Genomic DNA, 17,709 nt, shown 5'->3' on the forward strand with positions numbered 1-17,709 from the left:
TTTTCCGCTTGTTCTGGTTCATCGACTGCAACCAGATTTTCCATTTCGTCATGACTAAATTCAGTGTCATCAACTGCAATAAGGTTTTCCGTTTGTTCTGGTTCATCGACTGCAACCAGATTTTCCATTTCTGCAATCATGGCCAGAGGATCTGATTCATCTGCTGCAACAAGGTTTTCCATTTGTTCTGGTTCATCTACTGCAACCAGATTTTCCATTTCGTCATGACTAAATTCGGTGTCATCAATTGCAATAAGGTTTTCCGTTTGTTCTGGTTCATCTACTGCAACTAGGTTTTCTATTGGATTTTCAGCACTAGCTTCCACCTGGCTAAAGAAGTCATCGACAATATTTTGCGCTTCAGTATCTTCTTCCCATTCAACAGCCCCAAAGAATTGATCGACCACTTGTAGGCATTCTTCAGGTTGTGGATTTTCTGGATCTTCAAAAACTGTTTTATCTAACTTAAATTCAGGGATAACTAAGCTAGAAATATCTATCTGTTCAGCCTGTTCTACTGTAGTAATTTCAGTTATACGTTTTTCAATTTTTGCCTTATGCAGCTTTACGTCTAAATCAGGAATAGGAATTGAAAGTTCCAGATCCTCAAAAGCAATTTTTTCTAATTGCTTTTGAGTTGGAAAACCTTTAATTGCTTTCATGCTAGGAGAAACGGACTTTAGGCGATCCACAAAAGCACTGTCATTAAAATACTTAGCCTTTTCACACATGATAGGTTTTGTATTTTCCATAAAGATAATTTCTTTATCTTGCGACAATTCTTTTAACTCTTGAGGGAGCAGTAAAGCTCGTCTTTGATCTGATTCATTTTCTGAATTAGAGCCACCTTGACCCCATGCCATAGAACGGCTTTGGCCTTTAGATTTTGCTTTGAAAGTGAAATAGCCAAGCATTTCACTATATTCATTGGCATCACGTTGTTCTCTAGGCGGATAAACGATTTGCAAAGCATGGTTAGTCACAAGCCCCCTAGTTTGGGTTTTATAAACGTCCTCTAGCTGGCCAATAGATTGAATAATTGTTAATAAGCGAATGTTATAACCCGCGATAAACGAGTTAGCATCTGCAATTTTCGCGACTTTACCAACAGCCGTTGCTTCATCATTCACGACTAAGCACTGATATTTCAAAGATGAATCTTGTTGTGGCAGTGTTTTTAGATTCACATCAATTAAGAGTGAATAGAACAAATTGATTAAGTTCTTAGCATCCCCTAAACGGTTTGGTTGAACACCAAAATAGATAGACATTCTTTGTCTGCGTACATCTTCAAGTTTAAAGTCACTTGATGAAGTTGCAGCGTCTACAATCGGGTTCGCAAAAATCGTTAAAGGTGAGGTAAAAGTAGAAATGATGTTACCGAGCGTATTGTCTGGTGAACTTAAAAAGCGGTTTAAAGCATCTAGGCAAGTATCACTAAGCGGTTTATCACTTTGCGCTCTTTCATCAATAATAGATCTAATATGATCCTGAATTGGCTTACCTTTACCTGAACTCTGTCTTAAAACCTCGCCCATAGTTACAGGCAGATCTTCAGTTTCAAATAGATATAGGGCTAGGCCAAGAAATAAGTTATTAGCATTGTCATTCCAGAAATCGGTTTTAGCATCACCAGTCACAGGGTAGAAGCTTCGACCAATAGCAAGAATTTCACCTACTCTAAAATTTTCGTCATGACTAACGGTATCAAATGGATTCCATTTGTGAGATTTTAGATCTTCAGAAAATGGGCTGAATAGATAAACTTTCTGTCCATTCTTAGCACGAAATTTAGAAGTTAATAGGAAGTTTTCAAGCTTTAAATCCAATACAACTACACTATCCGAATAGTTTAAAAGGTTAGGAATAACAATCGCTACACCTTTACCGCTTCGTGTCGGAGCAGCCAGAAGTACAAATTGCTGACCGCCAAGCATTAAATATTTATTATGATATTTCCCTACTAAAATTCCCTTATTTCCCATCAATCCAGATTTCTGAATTTCTTTTGTTGTGGCAAATCTGGCATCACCATGTAACGACTGTTTTTTATTAAACAGACTAGCAATGACTAAAGCAGGGAGAACAAAAGTGATAAATAGTGCAGCGATCAAGGCACCTTGCAGCTTTTTCTTTTGTGCAGGTACATTGTGTGCATATAAATCCCAATAATACGCCCACGTTGTCAGATTCACTTCAGGAAATGGATTGGTCTTATTAGCTAAGTAATAAAGAACACCGGCCAGATATTTAGTAATAAAGAAACCAACGACCGCTAGAAAAATCGCAAGGAGTAGAATCAGGATCTTTTTATTCATGCTCGATCCCCGACAATAATTTCAGCATCACCAAATTGAGCCTTAACTTTAGAAACAGGATCAAATTTAATTTCAGAAATAAAGCGTTCTTTACCTATTAAATTACTTTCATCATCGTATTTTTTCTTCACTTCAACATGAACAATAATATCAATGGTTAAAGCAACTAATTCCTTTAGTGTAGTGGCATCGTAGATATTTGCTTGTTCATGTTCTTTGCACATAAAGACATAGCGATCATAAGCCAGTGAACAGCTTTCAGCGTGATAACTTGTAATAGATCCACTGTGACCAGTTGTAAGTAATTTCAGAAAGTCAAAAGCTTCTCCACCACGTAATTCAGCAAGTAATACACGGTCTGGCTTCATACGCATATTACTAGCGATCAGATCAGATGGAGTTACCTTAGCTTTACCTTGACCACCTTTAGAATAAAGTAGGTGAACCTTGTTTTCATGTGGAACAAAAAGTTCACGTACATCTTCAATAGTGACAAGACGTTCATCTTTAGGAATGTACTGACAAATTGCCTTCATGAAAGTGGTTTTACCAGAACCAGTATCACCAACAACTGCAATATTTTTCTTACATTGAACAGCGAATTTAAAAAATCCCTCAAGATCTTTGTTTTCTAAAAACTGGACTAGCTTAATATCTTCAGTACGTAATACAGGTTTAAACTGCTCAAACTCTTTAGATTTCCCATATCTGAAGTGGTCAAAAAAGCCTTGATCTTTATATTCCTGAAATGATCGGTTTGACTCGTCAGGAATACGGATTGTCATTGATACCGTTCCATTTTCAATGGCTGGCGGTAGAACAATCTGAATACGCTCTCCATCAGGCAATTGAGCAGATAATATAGGGTTTTCTTGGCCAATCCGTTGATTGGTATAGGTAGCAATAACATTAGCTAAAGCTGTTATTTGCGTCATTTCCAGATTTATAGAATGCTTTTCCCATCCTTTATTAGATTCCGTCCAAACTTCGTTAGGTGCGTTAATTGCAATTTCAGTCACCCCTTTAGTTTTTAAGAATTTTTCTAATGGAAGTAATAGCTGTCTAACCATTACATCCTTGCTTAAAACATTATTTTGCGCGGAGTTCATACACACCTCTGAAATCAATATCTTTGGCCACGTAAATTGAAGCTACATCACCCTGATTTTTATAAATTGTTGGCTTGATATTGATTGTTTCATTCAACACTGTTTCAGCCATTGATTTACCCATGTCTGAAGTGTTTTGAAGCATATAAGGAGTGCTATTGTTCCCGCCTGTTTCTTTAGAAATACCGTAAGCAATAGCGTCTTGAACTAAAGAAAGCATAAACGCTGCACCGATACGTGCCCCCCAACGGTTATCTACTCGACCACTTAAACCACCTGTTCCTAAATGGTCTGCTGCGGGAGAATCAATATCGACAATAACACCATGCGGAGTTTTTAAGCGTGACCAGATGATACCTAAACGTCTTTGCCCTTGTGCTGCAATACTTTTATATTCTCCAATGACTTCAGATCCCGCTTCAGCAAGGACTACACGACCATTATCAGAATAAACAGGTTGTGGAAGGACACATGAAGCCATACCGCCAATTTCTGAAACGACTTTAACTGACAGGTTGCAACGGATTACACGACCTTTAGCAATTAAGTAATTTCGATCCCCAATAAACCTAGCCTGGACTTTATTAGAGGAATGATTGGCCATGTTAGTTGTAGCTTGTTGTGGCTGATGCTGCTGCATAGGTTCATCATCATCATGCGCTAAAGACATCAAACCAGATCCAGAGAAATTACCAGAACGGCTATTACTATTCTGATCCTGTTCAAACTGTTTCATCATGCCTGTTACTTGGTTATAAGCTGCTTGATGATTCATGCTTGACGGCTGGCCAACCGCCCCGCCTTGTTGTGAGGGATTGATAAAAATCCCGCCACCGTAACGGCTTCCATTGTTTAAAGGTACATATTGAGCTTGTTGTTGTGGCTGTGGCTGAATTAATACAGGCTGTTGATTTGCTGCTTGTTGTTCAACTACTGGCGCAGCTTCAGGCTGTCTTAAAATCTGCTGACCATTTTGGCATTGAAAAACCAACATGCCGTTATAAGTTAAAGCATTGCCGTTATTGTCTGTTAGCTGTCTAGGAATACTTTGATCCTGACAGGCATCTAGGCTTTGAAATTGAGCATTTTGACCTGCATCCATTGGCACAGGATCAGTATTAGTAAAATCCCGTCTTTTAGCTGAAGCATCTAGGCTTGGATCTATCTGATTTTCTTTTAATTGGGCTGCTTCTTCAGCATCACTACTATCTGAAAAGAAGTTATAGGCAAAGACCGCTATAACAGTAAAAAGTACCGCCATAACTGCAATAAACGCTATTTTTTTACCTTTTCCATCTTCCTGATCCCCACGTTCATTGACAGACACAATGCCATTTTCTGATTCGTTGAATTCTTCATCAGGAGCTTGTTGATCATCTAATGGTTTTTGATCATTAATATTCATTAGTTCATATCCCCAGTAATGACACGTTTAACACCCTCTACAGTAGTGCCATCTTGAGGAGCAACACCGACAGGATCATAAGATTCATTGAAAATGCTCACTACGCCTTTTCCTTGACGTAAAACAAATTTTTTAGCTAGAGCTTCAACAATCAAAAGTTTTGGATCTTCTTTACTGATAAGGAAATTAACTTTTTCTTCCCCTTCCGTACCTTCAATAAATACGACTGGAATATCGGTATTTCCTTTAAATCGCATATAGGTAAAACGACCGTCATCAAATAGCATTTCTGGAACAAAATGCTTCCCTTTACTGTTTGCAGCTTGACGATAATTCCAATTTTTAGGGATAGGTGCAGCATTGGCTAAACGATGCTGTAAAACCAAAAATTCAGTAAGTTGGCTTTCTTCTTTTAATTGTGCTGCATAAGCGTTATAGCGTTGAGCTTCTTCCTGTTTACGTTTTTCTTCTTCTTCTTGTGGGTATTTAAAGACAACACGATACATCGGTTTTTCTTTGGCATTATTTAGAACTTGAAAATCAAAACTATAATCACGCTTATTAGTGCGTAACTCTAAGTTATTCCGAGTAGCCTTATCCTTTGGCTTCACCCATACTAAATTTGATCCAGTATCCGCAAAAATACACCAATTGGTGTCATCCTTTTCACAGTCTGAAGGGTATCCAGTAGCAGCACCACGCTCTAAAATTCTTTCACCTTCACCTAATACAATGCGGGTTACAGTGCCTTTTTTGACAGTAATTCGATAAACATCATTAGGAACGTAATTGATTGTTCTAATACGTGAATCGGTAGGCATAGCTTTAGGCGTAATTGCTGCATAAGAGATCCCATGCACAGCCAAACCCAAAGCAAGAATTAATTTTTTCATGTAATGATCCTTTACATTCCTTGTTGAGCTTGTGGCTGAACAGCAGCCCCGCCTTGTTGAATCGGAACATAGACTTGCTGACTAGGTTCAACAACCGCAGCTTGCGCTACAGGTCTGTTAGGAGATAATTCAGGATCGACACGATAGCCCACGACCTTAAAGCCGAATGGATTTTTAATTAGATCTTTTTCTACCAGTTTATTTAGATTGTTCGGAGCATATTCATATCGAATACTTGCAATATAATATTGTGGCTGTTCATCACGATTAGCTTCGACTGAATGCAAAGTCTTAGTGAAGCGGACACTAGCGGTAAAACCTGTTTCATCCTGATTAGTCTGGACAGAAATCACATCAACTTTTAATTCATATTTTTTGCCGTACTTTTTATCTCTTGCGCTATCACCTTCATAGAGTGAAGCAAAGTCATTACCGACCTGATTACTGCTCATAGTCATGACTAAATCATAATCTGGCTGTAATAACGGATAGAAATAACTCTCACGGGCAGTTACATAGCGAGTAATGTTATTTTTATCAATTAATTCTTGTTTGCCTTTTACTTGCTGATCATCAACAACGCCCACGTATTCAACATTTCCTTGAGCTTTATCTACTGTGAAAACAACAGGTACAGTCTGGCGCATTGGAGCTAATGTCACTAATCCAATGGCTTCTAAGACGGCCACGCCCACCGCTACTTTTGCAATAGTCCAAGCTTTACGTTCTGACTTAGCCCGCATCGCAATAAGATCTGCTTCCCAATCCATAGCTTTTTCATAGCTTTTAGCTTCTTCAGCAGCAGATACTTTTTTAAGTTTGTTCATGATAGACCCGATAGCCCCTATTAGAGTTATTTCTCTAAGTATGCCAAAAAATATTAAAATCGTAAACCAAAATAATATATTTTGGTTTTATATATTCAATATTTTATGAAAAGTTGCAAAAAAAATACCCATTTCAAAAGAAATGGGCTTTTTTTTAAAAGTTTAGTTACCAGAGTAGCCGTCAAGAATGTTGCCTTTTTGGGCAGCACGTTTTAATCGGCCTTCAATTTCAAGCTGTTGTGCTGCATCTTTTTGAGCTTGCGCTTGCGCCTGCATCAAAGCAATTCGGTTTGCATCATTAGCAACTTGTGACTGTTCTGCTTGAATCCTAGCCTGTAACTCAGCGATAGCTTTAGCATCAGTAGTGTTATTGATCTGTTTACGCAGATTATCAATCTGCTCAGTACGCAGATCCGCAACGCCTAACGCTTGCTGATTTAAAGCCTGTGTTTGTGCATTGTTATTTAATGCAGCTTGACAGGCTTTATAGTTCTGGCCAGTTCTAGAAGCACAGTCATAAACCATTGTGGCATCACGAATGTTTCTAGCTGCTGAAGTCATACCATTGACACCGCCTTGTTGGATGCCTTTATAAATGTCAGCAACGTCACTTGGAATCACGTCTTTAAGATATGGATTATTGACAGCGTCACCGAAACCACGAATACCAGTAATGGAATCGTATTGCTGTTTTGCCTGTTGGATCTGGTTCACCATCTGATTGTATTGCTCACCCCAAGCCACCATATTTTGAACAGCTTGAACAAGGTTAGCACCGTCAATGACAGGAATACCTGTAGCATTGGCTTGACCACTAATAAACAAAGATGAACCTAAACCCAAAGCTAACAATTGTTTTTTCATTAGAAAAATTCCTATTTGTTTCTTTTGAGGTTAGAGAGAGTATGTCGTTGATATAACGGCTTAGATCCTCCTGTATTCGAGCTATTGGAATTATTAGAGCTGCTAGAATTCCCTTGAACACTTCCCCCAGTAGTAGGAGTAGCTGAAGCACTATCAGATTTTGAATTATTACCACCACGACCTTTAGTAATTGCTTGTGCTACAGCACGACCGACACCTTGAACACCCGCCCCACCTGTTATGGCTGAAGCCATCGTTGGAATGTTCCACATGATCACTACAATAGTTCCCGCAACAATACAGAGGGAAACTACAGAAGTAAGAATGTCACCCGCATCAAAGTTATTAGCGATTTGCGTACACATGCCTGAAACGAAAGCAAAGAGCATACTGATAATTGCTGTGATAAAGCCTATGGTGAAAACATAGCTCAATGTTTGAGAAAGCCAACTTTCAAAATATTTTTGTGTAGCAGGGAACATTGCACACAGAATGAATATGGGACCAACGCCTAAACAAAGTTGCAGACTGATTTTTGCCAGTAAATATAGGCCAGTACCAATGAAGAACAATAGGAATTGAGCGACAGAAACAACAGCAGCAGATAAATACAAGCCAATATCAGGGAAAACGCCAGAAGCTGATTCAGCTTCTTCACCTAATTTTTGGATTAAATCACCCCACGGAACGCTCACTTGATCCAGTAAAGCACCTAACGAAGATTCACCACCTGGACTAACAATCTGAATTAAACCTATGGCTAGTCCGTTAATAGCTTCAACAACAAAGGATTGATAGACTCCCGCACTTAAAGCAATTCCACCAACAAAAGCGATCTTAAAAAACTTCCATAAAGCGGTATAAATAGAATCTTCTTGTGCGCCAGTCGCAATATTGTAGCCAATAATCAGGATATAAATTGTTGCAGCAGTCAAAGCTATAGGAACAATTGCAGAAGCGATATTACTACTAACACCTGTCACGTAACTTGCTAATAGAGAATCAATTTTTGTTTCTAATGTAGTAATAATTGCCATTGCAATCCCCTATGAATCCTTAATTATTTTGAATCTGGGTTATATCCATCGAGGATATTTCCCGATCCTTTTTTGGTTTCTGCTTTTACTGGTTTTTGAGGTGCAGAAGGATCATATTCATCAAGAATATTGCCCTTTTGGGATGCTCTAGCCTTGCGCTGCTTCAGTTCTTCTTGCTGTTCAGCAGTTAAGTCTTGAGGTTTTAATTGTTGTGCAGCCTTCACTTCTTCTTTTAACTGCTTAACCTGTTCCTTATCATCAGAACATGCAGTTGTTAAAGTAGAAATAACCAACAAACTAGATAGTGCTAAAAACTTAGTCATGACTAAGCAACTCCTTTTTCTGAAATTAATTTTTTACGTTCTGCGATCCGTTGTAAGAAAAGTTCGCCCCAATCGTTAGGATCTTCACCAACTTCATTCATAAGATTTTCGAGAAGTTCTACATTGTCCTTAGAGCCTGAAATAATCTGTAAAACGTCACGCATTTCGCCTAGATCCATTTTGCAGAGTGCGGAACGGCTACCCTGCTTAACTAAGAACATGCGTGAGTTTTCTTCTAGCTCTTTAATAATTTCAAATTCTTGCGGAGTGACCTTAAAGCCGTTTACATAGTCATCGTAATCAGCACGAGGATTAGGTAAAAAGATTTGAGTAACGCTTTGTTCAACCATTGTTTTACCAATGTCAGAATCTAAAACGTCACTTGGAGATTGCGTCATAAAGACACCTAGACCATTCAATTTACGAATAGTTTTCTGCTTATCTTTGGCAAAATCTTTGAAATATTCATCTGTTAATGGCTTCCAAAACTCGTCCATCCAATAAATAAACGGACTACCATCAATCAATGAATCTGTGATGTGTAATAGATAAGCCATGATTGGTGTACGGACTTCTGGATCATCTAAAAATTCCGTGTAGTCATAACCAAAGATTGGCATTTTGGCTTTAGAAAAGTCTTGAGTATCGTATGGATTATCAAAGACCCAAGATAAATTTCCGTCATGATCAGCAGTGTTACACCATTTAGCTAAACGATCCTGAAGCGAATCACCCCCGCCATTTACTTTCAGATTCATATATAAAGCTGAAAGTCTGCGGAGTTCTAACGGCATATCATCACGCATAATGGTACGAACAGCCTGACTGATTTCCAGATCTTCAGCAGCATTACGAACGCCACTTACCAGAATTTTTACAAGCTTTTCTACAAACTGAATATTTGTTTCAGTCGGTGGTAGCTGCAACGGATTAAAGCCAGTTGGTACACCACGCTCTAAGGCATAGTATTGACCCCCAATCCGTCTAATCCCAATTTCTGCGCCCCTATCTTTATCAAAGAAAACACCCTTCAGATTTTTATACTTACAAGCAAACATCATCATGGCCATGACTAGGGTTGTTTTCCCCACACCAGTTGTTCCAATGACACACGTATTACCTGGCATCTTGTCATCTGTAGAATCTTGCTTATCAGGGCTGACATGATGATTAAAGTAAAATGGTTGGCCACTTGGAGTTTTAAATAAAGCTAGTGCTTCACCCCAAGGATTTCCGTCACGCTTACCTCTTGCGAAGTTATGAAAAGGGCTTAAAGCAGAAAAATTTAGGCTTGTGAGATATGCTTCTCTTGGACGCATATTAAAGTTACCCGCTAATTGCGAGAACCATGCACATTCAGGAACAGTATCAATTACAGCCATTTTGAACCCTGCTTCATCTGATAAAGCAGTTCTGGCACTCGAAACATTTAGAGCAACTTGATTTGGTGAATCGCCAAAAATCGCAAGCGTATAGTGATATTCGCCTAACTGGAAATTCCCGCTATTAGCTTCACTCATAGCCAGATCAATATCACGAATCTCTTGATCTGAAACGTCCTCTACAGAATTTAGTTGGCCTTTAATTGTTTTTAATTTATCTACAGCATCACGCTTGCCATAAACCGTGAAACTTTGAGTTTCAATGTATTCATAGTTTCCATACAGGATGGAATTGCACATTCCTGATTCTGATAAACGTGGAAATTCTTGAATATCCAGAAAGCCCACATATTTTTGCGCTTCAGGATGTTTAATCTGTAAATAGCCATTTTTGTCACCAAAGAACAAGCGACTACTTGGAATATATTGATCAAGATTAGCCTGTCTTAAAGGGATTTCTTCCCAAACTCCATTAGTTAAAAAACCAAGCAGATTACACATTTCGGAGTAGACAAAACCTTTCTTGGTATAGGTCGCCAGACGTTCTGGATTGTAGTGATATAGACTTGCTTCAACCTGTTTAGCTACATCATCCAAAATATCCAGATCCCGCTTAATCTGCTTTTTCAGGGCTACTGGATCACGACTAGCTTTACTCTTAAAAATCTTTGTTAATCTGGAAATTTCAGGACGATAAAGAATTGTTAAATACAATTCAGTAGCCATCTGTTTATTCTTTTCACCCTGAAACTGCTGATAATATCTTTCATTAAAATCAGCAATAAAATCATTTTCATAAACGCCATTTAGACGTTCATTAACTCCCCTACGAATCTTATGCGTCCAAACAGCAAAGTGACCGCCACCTAAAGCACGATAAAAATTATTTAATCCTTCTTTACGGATTCTAATAATATCGGCTTCAACTGTTTCAAACGAAATGCCTTCTAATTTCCATGTAGCAATGTATTCACCATTTTTAAGCTTAATAACATTGTTGGAAACATGATTACCAAACGGCAGATAGTCTGAAATTGCGACTTCAGCATTTGCGCTATCTTTAACTTGCTGTTTTGAACGCATGATATTGTTATTTCCTTTTCTTTAATTTAAGTGGCGAAAATGAGATTGCTCCCCATTTCTGATGGTTCTGGATCTGTTTCCCTCTTATGCGCCACCGCATCAATACTTGCTTTAATCGTTGGTCATCTACTTTTGTTATTGCCCGCATCCAGAAGTAAATAGGCACATAAATAGCTGCTATAAATAAAGTCACATAGGCACTGAGTAGATAAAAAGACCAACCCGCTAAAAGAATTGCTACCCCCGTCACCAACAAAAAAGGCAACATTGGAACGCCAAAAAGCATGGCAGGACGAGTGCAACCCCTGAAAATTGGATCAGAAAAATTCGACATTAGTTAATCAGCCAAGCAGCGATACCCGCAGCACCACCTACCAAAATTCCCCCAATAACGATGTTAGAAATGTCTGACCACTTTGCTTGTTGCCAAGCCAATTTAAAGCCAGCCCACATGATAGTGATGGTAAATACAGTTACAGCCACACCCGCTAAGACTGACTGAACATTAGCCATAACCGTATTAACTTTTGAGATTTGAGCAAAAGCAGGGCTTGAGATTAACGTCATGAACAACATCAATACGCTTGCTTTGATACCAGTCGTTTTAGTCGTTGTTATTTGCGTTTGATTTGCTTTCATTATTTTCTCCAAGTGAAGCAATTAAGACCTAGCGCAGTAAGTACCAAGAACAATATTTTTGGAAAATCAAATATTGTTCATTGGTACTGGATATTTAATATATCATACTAAGTTTTAAACTTTTTGAAAATATTTTAAAATATCATAGAAGATTTTAAACTTTTTTCTTTTTCTTTAAAATCTGTGCCGTTAGTTAAGAAAAATGAAGGCCGTTTCTCCACTACTGGAAGGCTTTGAAGTTCTTTATTTTCGGTATATCCACTGGAGTTAGGCATATCTGCATTAGTAGCAAAATATGCAAGCTGTTCCGAGCTATTCATAGGAGGTGAAGGAGGATTGAATTTTACAGGCATGGTATTGAGTGAACCATTAGCTAAATAATTCAAATTTCTTGATACTTTCGCTACATACCCATTTCTAAATCCTGATGAATGGTTGCCAGTGTTATAGCAAGACATAGCTTTATAAATATCTTTGCCTTTTGCCCTATTTCGGCAGTCGTTAAAGATAAATTGCATTGCGCTTAGATTAGTGCAGGGATCAAAAACTTGCTCTACACTAAGATTTAGTCTTTTGAAATTAGTACTATTAATTTGAGCAAAACCAACATCAATATTTCGTCCCTGGCTGATTAATCTTTTGGCCACAGATACAGCTTCTTCATAGCTAGTCGGCTGTTTTTTAAGACCTGCGGCACGATTAACCCCTATCGCAAAAGGATTAAATGAGGATTCAGATTTAACAATTGCAGACGCAATATTTACATCAACTTGTGGCGCACATTGTTGTGCCAAAACTACGAAATCAATCATTACTTTTTCACCTCAAATTTTGGCTTACCTTTTTGATCTGGATAAGTAGCGGAGCACCCATTTTTATAGTTGGTACACCCCCAAAAATAGCCATTTGCCCCATTGATCCGTCTTAAATTACTGGCACATTGAGGACATGAATAGACTTCAAGAAGTGGCTTTTTATTAACTTCAGGCAAAAAGACTTTGCAATCTGTTTCCCGATTAGGACAGAACCAGATCGGATCTTTACCTTCTTTTTTGGATCTGAATAATGGCGTTGAGCATTTAGGGCAAGGATATTTGATTTTCTCTACTGGCTGACCTTTCTTGTCATTCATCGAGTGCTTACATTCCTGATCATTGCAGATCCAAAAAAATTCTTTAGTTTGCGAATTTTGGAATTTATTTAAGCGACCTGTTTTACATTTAGGGCATGAATGAATAACTTTTTCGACTGGTTTACTCTTGTCATCATCCATCGAGTGCTTACAGTCCTCATTGCTACAAATCCAAAAAAATTGATTGGTTTTAGTATTCTTAAATTTTTTTAATTGGCTTTTACACTTTGGACAAGGTATTGCGTTTATAGCTGTCAGTTTTGAAGCTGTACTTAGCTCTTGAGCAAGTTGAGTGTATAAGGCAGAAACAACAGAATTATATGAAGTTTCACCAGATGCAATTTTATCTAGCTGCAACTCCATCTCTTTTGAATAGTGCAGATCCAGAAAGCTAAACTTAGCTTTTAACAGACTACCAATTAGATCATTCCCTAATTTAGTTGGTTTTAAGACTTTCTTTTCTACCTCCAGAAAGCCCTTATTCAGAATATTGGCCATGATTGATGAATAAGTAGAAGGGCGACCAATCCCGCAGCTTTCCAATTTTTTAATTAGTGAAGCTTCTGTATAGCGTTTTGGTGGCTTAGTTTGTTTTGCAATAACTTCACCGCTTTCAACATCAACTACAGAACCAATTTCTAAGACTGGCACCACGCCTGAAGGCTCGTTTTCATCTTCATTCAGGCAGTCTTTACCAAAAACCATCCACCCTTTTTTTATTAGCTCACGGCTTTTAGCATGGAACTTATATTTTCCATCTTCAGACAGTAATTCCAAAGTAACGGCTTTATATTCAGCTTTGGCCAATTGACTTGAAATAGTACGTTCCCAAATCAATTGATATAAAGCTTTTTGTTCTGGTGACTTTCCTAGATCTTTTTCAGTTATGTGAACAGGTCGGATTGCTTCATGGGCGTTTTGCGCCCCATCTTTTTCCTTAAACTTATTAGGCTTTTCAGGTAAAGAAAATTGATGTTCATTAGCATAAGCAAAGATTTCTTCTACACTTTCATCAGCTATGTTTAGGCCGTCAGTCCGAATGTAAGTAATTGCCCCTTGTTCAAATAATGCCTGTGCTGCTTTGGTTGTTTGTTGAGGGCTAAAGCCTAACGCTACACTAGCAGCTTGTAAAAGTAGGGCTGTAGAGAACGGAGAAGGAGCATTTGAATACTCTGTTTTTTCAGTGCAGTTTAAAACTTTAACTTTCTTAGTTTTTGCAACTTCTTCAGCTAGGGAACGATCTAAAACATAAGGCTGATCCTCAGTTACAAATTCCGTTGTAACCCATTGCGAGATCCATTTTTTAGGCTCTTTATCAAAACTCAAATTAACGCCAAAGTGGTTAGTAACTTTGAATTTCTGGATTTCGATTTCTCTAAGGACAACGATTAAAACAGCAGGAGATTGTACCCGCCCCGCAGATGAAGGCTGACCCATAAGATTAGATGCAATAGGGGAAACTAGATAGCCCACTAGACGATCTAAAGCCCTACGTGCTTCTTGAGCATATACAAGCTGATAATCTAAACCACGCCCATTATTAATGGCTTCTCTAATAGCTTTTTCTGAAATCTCATTAAATTCTATTCGTTCAAATTGACCATCTTCCAGACCTAAACATTCTTTTAAATGCCATGAAATCGCTTCACCTTCCCTGTCTGGATCGGTAGCTAAATAAATCTTATCTACTTTATTCAAAAAGGCTTTTATTTTTCCAATACGTTTTTCGCCACCGTCAAAAGTTCTGTCATTAACTTTGGCATCAGGAATAAATGAATATTCCATTGCAAAATCATTGGCTATATCAATACCTAAGCCTTTTCTTGGTAGATCCCGAACATGGCCAACACTGGCCACAACTTTAAAATCAGAGCCTAAATAACTTCCAATTTTTGAACATTTGTTAGGAGATTCAACGATTACAAGATTCATGGGTTATTTCCAAATTGTGAAATTTAGGAAACTCGAAAGCCCACAAAGAAAAGATGAATATAAGAAAGCAACTACTTGAAATTTAGTGAAATCTACAAGGATTTCTAAAAGCAGTGCATCTTGTGGCATGAAGCACACAAGATAAACACATGAAATAACTAGAAAAAATTTTAAAAAATTTCCATATTTATTTAAACTTATAGCCATTTTCTTAAATCACATCCTAGAGCTTTAAAGAATACAATCCAAAATATACCATATTGGAAATGGCTTTTGTGTTTTTTTACTTTATTCTTATTATTTTTACTTCTTCTGTATAAATTTTTTCTTTCAGGAAATCATTAAGCCTAGTCAGATCCTTAAAGATCCTAGCTTTATCTTTTTCTCGTCTTGTTGTTAAAGTCCAAACCTTTTGGCCTGACCATGCCAGTTTTGCTGTGATAAAAAATCCACCCTCAAATTCATTAATAATTAACTCTTTAATAAATCCTTGTTTATTAGATTCCTCTAGCACCACCTCAGAAATAGAAAAATCAGGATCAATATTTATAAAATCAGTCATCCATAAAACCTTTTAAAGCACCCATAACAAAGGTGCATTATCATCAATTTAGGTAATCTTGGTAAAGTTTTTTAAATAATTTAAAGAAATTTTAAATATTTTAGCTAAATTCTGCTTTAGTCATGACTAAAAACCTCGATGCTTGAATAAAAGCTGCAAGCTGCAGCGTTTATCAAGGCATCTATATTACTTATCTAATCCAGATCCATAGCAGATATATCAGAGCAAAGTGTCTACTTTGCGAACTGACGTAATAAGTTAAATTTTCCCTTCCCTGATTACCGTTGATTTTCAAGTGAGCTTTAAAAAGCTGTGCTTTTTAAATGGCGACCGTAGAAAATAAACTGCTCCCATTTGATTTAGTAGCGGGATTTAAATAGTACATAGTATGAGGTTATTAAAAGGGTTATAACCTCACCTTAAAACATACTATTGCAAGGCTATTCCTCATAAAAGGCGACCAGATATAAGTAGTAAATTATTTGAAAATGACTTAATATCCACCTGTGGACATTTATTGAATAGGATAAGTTATGACTGAAGAAACAAAAACAAAAACAGAAGAAAAGGTACTAGATCGCAGAAAAAGATATAGAAAGAAGCCTACTATCAAAACTCCACTTTCAGTTTATTTCAATATGGATGTTCCTGAAGATGTTGAAGCACTGGAAGCCTTGGAATACTTAAAAGATATTTATGGTGGGGAAAAGCAAGGAAAAAGTGTAGCAGTCAAAGAAGTTTTAAGAATTTTCTATAAACAATTACAAGAAAAAAAAGCCTGATTTAATCAGGCTTTTTTCTTGCAAAAACTCAGGACTTTTTAACTGTAGTGACTAACTTGTCATCTACATAAAGATAGACTCTTTTGTTATGTGTATAGGATGAAATTTTAGGTTGCCCTTCTCCACCTCCAACAGATCCGTCTTGATTACTACTGACGAATGAACAGTGAGGAAAGCCTTTTCCTTTAGCCAGATCTTTTTTTACGTCACTAATTGTAGACTGACATTCAGAAACATTAAGACCGCCAGCAAAGCACATAAAAGCGCGACAGCCATAATTTTCATCTTTAGCTGCAACTAAGGCAGATGCACTAGCTAAAGTTAAACCTAAAATAAATTTTTTATACACAAATAGTCACTCTATGTAGATGAGTTTTCCAGTACGAATAACTTGCCTTCAAAGTTTAGAGATATTGCTTTGGCATTGCTGCACATTGAACAAATCTCTTGAATCAAAAAGGGTAAATTCCGTGTGAATCGAATTTTTCCTGATGCGGTATGAATGACGTGATCAACATCATTTACTTTAACAGTAACAAAATATTGAAACTGTTCATTCATACCAATTTCAACACCATAGTTATTGGCGTTGAAGTCATCGACTGTTTTCAAGTCATTCATCGTTAAAGCCATTTCTGCAAGATCCCTAGTTTTTAAAAGTGAAGTGCGGATTCTTACAAAATATAATTAATTTAAAAATGTAACTGAAGTGTAACTGTGTGTAAAAGACACAAAAACATCAATTATTTTTAAACACTTTTAATATATATCAAAAAGTTTAAAACATTAATGAAATATTTAAAACTTTTGTAAAAAGTTTGTATATATCAAAACTCATATTTTTTTAGATCCCTTCCCTTTTTATCATGTAAATATCACTTTAATAATCTTCTAAACATTTCTAAAAACTTTTTAAAAAAAACTAGATTAGGTTTAAAAAGAGTTTAAATAGAGTTTAGGAGTGTTTAGAACAGTTTAAGAGCCTTAATTTCTTTTTGTAAAACAAAAGTTTACAAGCCTATAACTATACGTTTTGTCGCTATAACTATACGTTTTGTCGCTATAACTATACGTTTTGTCGCTACAACTATACGTTTTGTCGCTATAACTATACGTTTTGTCACATACCTATACGTTTTGTCGCAAATAATCCACAGACTTATCATCAGCATACAAAAAATGGCTAAATTATTCTTAAAAATCAGTAATTAATTAGGTATTTAACTCTAACTTATTATATTTTTGCGTATTTTTTAGCCTTAATCTATGCTGCACTCTCAAAACTATACGTTTTGTCGCAACTTCCCCGCATAACTATACGTTTTGTCGCAAACCTGCGATTATGCGTACTGGATACGATTATATATATTTTTCAGGAATTAACTAGATTCTTGATAATTTAGTAAGTTATTGTTTTGTTT

The 17,709-nt window shown here is 37.0% G+C and carries 17 protein-coding genes; 1 reads left to right on the top strand and 16 read right to left on the bottom strand.

Annotation, left to right across the window (positions count from 1 at the left end; translation table 11 throughout):
- From E0H81_RS13765 to E0H81_RS13835, 14 genes are all read right to left on the bottom strand, one after another.
- Positions 1 to 2,318, bottom strand: a 2,318-nt coding sequence (locus E0H81_RS13765) for a type IV secretory system conjugative DNA transfer family protein (RefSeq protein WP_244926544.1), incomplete at its 3' end; no start/stop codon positions are given.
- A complete protein-coding gene (virB11, locus tag E0H81_RS13770; protein ID WP_131319699.1) occupies positions 2,315 to 3,427 on the bottom strand; it encodes a P-type DNA transfer ATPase VirB11 in 1,113 nt (370 codons plus the stop codon). The genes E0H81_RS13765 and virB11, both read right to left, overlap by 4 nt.
- A complete protein-coding gene (gene virB10, locus E0H81_RS13775; RefSeq protein WP_131319702.1) occupies positions 3,408 to 4,832 on the bottom strand; it encodes a type IV secretion system protein VirB10 in 1,425 nt (474 codons plus the stop codon). Before virB10 ends, virB11 begins: the two co-directional genes overlap by 20 nt.
- Positions 4,832 to 5,725 (bottom strand): TrbG/VirB9 family P-type conjugative transfer protein, encoded by an 894-nt coding sequence (locus tag E0H81_RS13780; RefSeq protein ID WP_131319704.1) that lies wholly within the window; start codon positions 5,723 to 5,725, stop codon positions 4,832 to 4,834. Before E0H81_RS13780 ends, virB10 begins: the two co-directional genes overlap by 1 nt.
- Before the next feature lie 11 nt (positions 5,726 to 5,736).
- Complete coding sequence (locus tag E0H81_RS13785; RefSeq protein WP_004644763.1) at positions 5,737 to 6,552, bottom strand: VirB8 family type IV secretion system protein; 816 nt, start codon at positions 6,550 to 6,552, stop codon at positions 5,737 to 5,739.
- A gap of 162 nt (positions 6,553 to 6,714) precedes the next feature.
- Positions 6,715 to 7,416 carry a P-type DNA transfer protein VirB5 gene (gene virB5, locus E0H81_RS13790; RefSeq protein ID WP_004644764.1) on the bottom strand — a complete coding sequence of 234 codons (702 nt, stop codon included), beginning with the start codon at positions 7,414 to 7,416 and terminating at the stop codon, positions 6,715 to 6,717.
- A gap of 11 nt (positions 7,417 to 7,427) precedes the next feature.
- Positions 7,428 to 8,453, bottom strand: a complete 1,026-nt coding sequence (locus E0H81_RS13795) for a TrbL/VirB6 family protein (protein ID WP_004644765.1) — start codon at positions 8,451 to 8,453, stop codon at positions 7,428 to 7,430.
- Positions 8,454 to 8,476: 23 nt separating this feature from the next.
- The gene (locus tag E0H81_RS13800; RefSeq protein WP_015060281.1) at positions 8,477 to 8,776 is read right to left on the bottom strand and encodes a hypothetical protein; all 300 of its coding nucleotides are present in this window, start codon (positions 8,774 to 8,776) and stop codon (positions 8,477 to 8,479) included.
- 2 nt (positions 8,777 to 8,778) lie between these two features.
- On the bottom strand, positions 8,779 to 11,241 hold the full coding sequence (locus tag E0H81_RS13805) for a VirB4 family type IV secretion/conjugal transfer ATPase (RefSeq protein WP_131319706.1): 2,463 nt from the start codon (positions 11,239 to 11,241) through the stop codon (positions 8,779 to 8,781).
- A gap of 7 nt (positions 11,242 to 11,248) precedes the next feature.
- Positions 11,249 to 11,575: a VirB3 family type IV secretion system protein gene (locus E0H81_RS13810; protein ID WP_005407440.1), complete on the bottom strand. Its 327-nt coding sequence runs from the start codon at positions 11,573 to 11,575 to the stop codon at positions 11,249 to 11,251.
- Positions 11,575 to 11,880 carry a TrbC/VirB2 family protein gene (locus tag E0H81_RS13815; protein ID WP_004644768.1) on the bottom strand — a complete coding sequence of 102 codons (306 nt, stop codon included), beginning with the start codon at positions 11,878 to 11,880 and terminating at the stop codon, positions 11,575 to 11,577. Before E0H81_RS13815 ends, E0H81_RS13810 begins: the two co-directional genes overlap by 1 nt.
- A gap of 134 nt (positions 11,881 to 12,014) precedes the next feature.
- The gene (locus tag E0H81_RS13820; RefSeq protein WP_131319708.1) at positions 12,015 to 12,692 is read right to left on the bottom strand and encodes a lytic transglycosylase domain-containing protein; all 678 of its coding nucleotides are present in this window, start codon (positions 12,690 to 12,692) and stop codon (positions 12,015 to 12,017) included.
- Positions 12,692 to 14,944 carry a type I DNA topoisomerase gene (gene topA, locus E0H81_RS13825; protein ID WP_131319710.1) on the bottom strand — a complete coding sequence of 751 codons (2,253 nt, stop codon included), beginning with the start codon at positions 14,942 to 14,944 and terminating at the stop codon, positions 12,692 to 12,694. Before topA ends, E0H81_RS13820 begins: the two co-directional genes overlap by 1 nt.
- Before the next feature lie 283 nt (positions 14,945 to 15,227).
- Positions 15,228 to 15,506: a hypothetical protein gene (locus E0H81_RS13835; RefSeq protein ID WP_005248732.1), complete on the bottom strand. Its 279-nt coding sequence runs from the start codon at positions 15,504 to 15,506 to the stop codon at positions 15,228 to 15,230.
- A gap of 533 nt (positions 15,507 to 16,039) precedes the next feature.
- On the opposite strand from E0H81_RS13835, the gene E0H81_RS13840 reads away from it, so the two are divergent.
- Positions 16,040 to 16,288: a hypothetical protein gene (locus E0H81_RS13840; RefSeq protein WP_131319712.1), complete on the top strand. Its 249-nt coding sequence runs from the start codon at positions 16,040 to 16,042 to the stop codon at positions 16,286 to 16,288.
- A 28-nt stretch (positions 16,289 to 16,316) separates the two neighbouring features.
- Here E0H81_RS13840 and E0H81_RS13845 read toward each other — a convergent pair whose 3' ends face one another.
- Both E0H81_RS13845 and E0H81_RS13850 read right to left on the bottom strand, forming a co-directional pair.
- Entirely contained in the window at positions 16,317 to 16,637 is a 321-nt protein-coding gene (locus tag E0H81_RS13845; protein ID WP_005248735.1) for a hypothetical protein, read from the bottom strand.
- An 11-nt stretch (positions 16,638 to 16,648) separates the two neighbouring features.
- Entirely contained in the window at positions 16,649 to 16,921 is a 273-nt protein-coding gene (locus E0H81_RS13850; RefSeq protein ID WP_131319714.1) for a hypothetical protein, read from the bottom strand.
- Between the last annotated feature and the right edge of the window lie 788 nt (positions 16,922 to 17,709).

The organism is Acinetobacter terrestris (assembly GCF_004331155.1).
Lineage (GTDB): Bacteria > Pseudomonadota > Gammaproteobacteria > Pseudomonadales > Moraxellaceae > Acinetobacter > Acinetobacter terrestris.